The sequence below is a fragment of the Longimicrobium sp. genome (assembly GCF_036387355.1).
Lineage (GTDB): Bacteria > Gemmatimonadota > Gemmatimonadetes > Longimicrobiales > Longimicrobiaceae > Longimicrobium.
Genome location: NZ_DASVTX010000482.1, coordinates 1 through 3,784 on the forward strand (window position 1 = coordinate 1; position 3,784 = coordinate 3,784).

Genomic DNA, 3,784 nt, shown 5'->3' on the forward strand with positions numbered 1-3,784 from the left:
GCGGAGCTGGGCCAGGTTGATGAAGCAGTTGGCCTGGTCCACCGCCGTGCCGTCGTGCGGGGCGCGCTCCAGCGCCCGGCCCAGCCACTCCTCAGCCTCGGCGTGGCGCTCCATGCGGGTGGCCAGCATCCCCAGGTTGTACAGCAGGGGAAGCCGCTCCTGCGCCAGCTCCGCACCGCCCGCTTCCGCCAGCGCCAGGGCGTCGCGGTAGCGGCGCTCCGCCTCCGTCCATCCGCCCTGCCACACCAGCACGTTGGCGAGGCCGGTGCGGGCCACCACCTCGCCGCGCAGGTCCCCCGCGTCGCGCGCCAGCTGCGCCGTGCGCTCGTAGTGCTGCGCCGCGTCCTGAAAGTCGCCCAGCGCCAGCGTCGCCCGCGCGATGCGGCGCAGCGCCAGGATCTGGGCCGCCTTTTCCTGCAGAGGGAGGGCGAGGGTGAGCGCCGCGCGGTAGCACTGGCGCGCGCCCTTGAGGCGGCCGAGCGATTCCATCTCCTCGCCCAGCCGGATCAGCCGCTGCGCCGCCTCGTCCCCCCGCCCCTCGTAAAAAGCGCGGAACACCGGGCGCAGCCCGTCATACAGCGTGGTGACGTACTGGCGCAGGCTTTCCTCCGCCTCGCGGATGCTGCGCTCCACGTCGTCCGGCGACACCAGGCGCTTGTCGACGGTGGCGTACGCGCTGGAGCTGTCCCAGGTGCGTCCCGGGTCGGGGACGGCGGCACCGATCACGCGAAGCCGGAACAGCTCGAACTCGTCCATTTCGGGGACGAGGGCGAGCAGTTCCGCTACGGTAGCCTGAGAGCGATCCACTGGGGAATTCTGGAAGAAGAAGAACTCAGCCGCCGCCGACGACGAGCGTGCCGTTGCGGGGGGACGACTCCATCCCGCCGTAGGTCGAGAAGTGGTTCGTCAGCGTGCGCAGCCGCAGCCCGTCGGCCGTCACCGTGCCGCCGATGTCCACCCAGGCGTCGTTCCACCAGCCGATGGTGGGGGCCGCGGCCGCTTCCAGCGTGGTGCCGCGGTACGGAAGCTCGATGGCCACCGGCGCGTTGAACTGCTGGTTGTGCGGCCCGAACTCCGCCAGCACGTGCTCGGACCCGTTGGGGTCTACCGGCAGCCGGATGGTGAACAGGGTGGTCTTGGTCACCGCGCCGCGGGGGACTTCAATGGCGAAGCCGTAGAAGTCCAGGCGCCCGCCCTCGGGACCGATCCACTTCTTGGCCCAGGCAATGGTGACCTGCGGCTTGGTGCGGAAGCGCGCCAGCTGGTTGACGTCGGGATTGGCCCCGGTGTTGAAGGCGGGGACGCCGTCCCGGGCACTGATCGGGGTGCCTGCATCGGCGCAGCCCGTGACCGCCAGGGCGGCCACGATTGCCAGCGCGGTGCCCAGCTTGCGGAAAATGGGGATCATCAAGTCCTCCGGAGTGGTGAACAGAGCGGACGGACGACGCCGGTGCACGGCGCGTTCCGCGGCGCGCCCGGACGAGCGCGCGCGGCAACTGTCTGGAAACTAACCACTTGCGACGAAATGGACAAATCCGCGCCCCGGCCGCCGGTGCACCGAAAGTGTGCACGGTGCACAGACCGGGGCGCCCGCTTACCCCGTGCCGGGGCCCAGCCCGTATTCCTGGATCTTGCGGCGGAGCGTGTTTCGGTGAATGCCGAGACGCTCCGCGGCGACCGTGACGTTGCTCCCCGTCTCCCGCAGCGCCCGGCGGATCATGCGGCGCTCCATCTCTTCCAGGGTCACCAGCGGCGGCTCGCCCCCGGTGCCCGTGGAGGCCGACGCGCCGCCCGACGCCTCGGGCGGGTTCAGGATGTCGGCCGGCAGGTGCTGCGGCAGCAGGATCTCTCCATCCGCCATCACCACCGCGCGCTCGGCGGCGTTGCGCAGCTGCCGCACGTTGCCCGGCCAGGGGTGCCGGTGCAGCACGTTGAACACCTCTTCCGCCACCGCGCGGATGGGCCGGCCGTGCTCGCGCGCGTAGTGCGCAAAGTAGTGCAGCGAGAGCAGGTCCAGGTCCGTGCCGCGCTCGCGCAGGGGCGGCAGCATCACCGTCACCACGGCCAGGCGGTAGAACAGGTCCTCGCGAAAGCGCCCTTCGGCCACGGCCTGCTGCAGGTCGCGGTTGGTGGCGGCCACGATGCGCACGTCGATGCCCACCGGGTTGCCGCCGCCCACCCGCTCCACCTCGCGCTCCTGGATGGCGCGCAGAATTTTGCTCTGCAGCGCCATGGACATGTCGCCGATCTCGTCCAGGAACAGCGTGCCGTTGTGCGCCCGCTCAAACCGGCCGATCCGCCGGCCGATGGCGCCGGTGAACGCGCCCTTCTCGTGGCCGAACAGCTCGCTTTCCAGCAGGTTTTCGGGAATGGCGGCGCAGTTGATGGCCACGAACGGCCCGCGCGCGCGGCGCGAGCGCGCGTGCAGCACCCGCGCGACCATCTCCTTGCCCGTCCCGCTTTCGCCCAGCACCAGCACGGTGGCGTCGCTGGTGGCCGCGCGGGCGATGGACTTGAAGACGCCCATCATGTACGGGCTGGCGCCCACGATGGTCCCCTCCGCCGGCGCGGCCTCGGGCAGGGGGCGCAGCCGCTTGATCTCCTCGATGCCCAGCAGGATCTCGCGCACGCGCCCGCGCGGGAGCGGCTTGGGGAGCACGTCGTGCGCGCCCTGGCGGATGGCCTCCATCGCCAGGTCCATGCTGGGCTGCGACGACAGCAGCACCACGGGCGCCATCCCGCTCTCGCGGTGCAGGCGGCCGAGCAGCTCCATCCCCGCCCCGCTGAAGTCCGCGTCCAGCAGAATCAGGTCCCACGCTCCCGACGCGATCAGCCGCAGCCCGTCCGAAAGCGACGAGGCGGCCGTAAGCTCCGCGTCGTCCAGTTCCGGTTCGAGCGTTCGACCGAGACTCCGGTCCGCGTCAAGAAGAAGGACCTTCAAAGTGGAATGGAAGGGCGGCTGGGTGTGGCGGAAAAAGGGATTTCGGGTTTGAACCGATGGAATATAGAGGAAGTGTCACGGGGGCGCAAACGATTTCCCCCTTCTGCTACACCGGTGATACATCATCTCCAGTTCTCTTGCCGGATGAGGGCGCACGCCCTAACCTTGTGCGCGCCCGCGTGGCACCGCCCCGCAAACCCGTGTTTTCTCTGGAGAGGGATCTGATGAAGTTCGCGTTGATGGCCGCCGTGCTGATCACCCTTCCCGCCATCTGCGGCTTCGTGTACGGGCTGCTGCACGGGAACAAGTTCCTGATGGCGGCGGCGGCGGTGAGCCTGGGGCTGAACGTGCTCCCCTTTCTGGTGGCCGGGTGGATGATGCGCAACGCCACCGGCGACGACATGGGCCACTGAGTCAGGGCAGCACCCGCAGCGCCCTGCGATCCAGCAGGTAGAGGCGCCCCCCGATGCCGTACGCGGCGTCCAGGGGCGCCTCCTGCATCCGGTCGCGCACCTCGCCGGTGGCCGCGTCCAGCACCATCATCCGCGCGCCCCGCCCGCTTCCGAACACCGCCACCCGCGTTCCCGCGGGGTTCACCCGCAGGCGCACCTCGTCGCCCTCCCCCGCCACGCGCGGCGCCTGGGCCCACAGCCGGGGGAGCCCGTCGCGCTCGTGGCGCAGGCGCACGACGCGTCCATCCGCCACCCCGAAGAGCGACCCGTCTTCCGCCGCCGTGAGCCCGCGCAGGGGAACGGGCTGGTCGGTGGCGAACAGGACGCGCCCGCTGGCGGCGTCGTGCACGCGCACGGTGGCGGCGGCCTCGCCCGCGGCGGCGGACGACAC

At 70.9% G+C, this 3,784-nt stretch carries 5 protein-coding genes; 1 reads left to right on the forward strand and 4 read right to left on the reverse strand.

Annotated elements, in window-relative coordinates; genetic code table 11:
* The 3 genes from VF665_RS20720 to VF665_RS20730 all read right to left on the reverse strand — a co-directional run.
* Window positions 1–807, reverse strand: an 807-nt coding sequence (locus VF665_RS20720) for a tetratricopeptide repeat protein (RefSeq protein WP_331055369.1), incomplete at its 3' end; no start/stop codon positions are given.
* 25 nt (window positions 808–832) lie between these two features.
* A complete protein-coding gene (locus VF665_RS20725; protein WP_331055370.1) occupies window positions 833–1,408 on the reverse strand; it encodes a hypothetical protein in 576 nt (191 codons plus the stop codon).
* A 186-nt stretch (window positions 1,409–1,594) separates the two neighbouring features.
* Entirely contained in the window at window positions 1,595–2,941 is a 1,347-nt protein-coding gene (locus tag VF665_RS20730; protein ID WP_331055371.1) for a sigma-54 dependent transcriptional regulator, read from the reverse strand.
* A gap of 224 nt (window positions 2,942–3,165) precedes the next feature.
* On the opposite strand from VF665_RS20730, the gene VF665_RS20735 reads away from it, so the two are divergent.
* The gene (locus VF665_RS20735) at window positions 3,166–3,354 is read left to right on the forward strand and encodes a hypothetical protein (RefSeq protein WP_331055372.1); all 189 of its coding nucleotides are present in this window, start codon (window positions 3,166–3,168) and stop codon (window positions 3,352–3,354) included.
* A gap of 1 nt (window position 3,355) precedes the next feature.
* On the opposite strand, the gene VF665_RS20740 is transcribed toward VF665_RS20735, so the two are convergent.
* A partial coding sequence (locus VF665_RS20740) for a hypothetical protein (protein WP_331055373.1) occupies window positions 3,356–3,784 on the reverse strand: 429 nt, incomplete at its 5' end.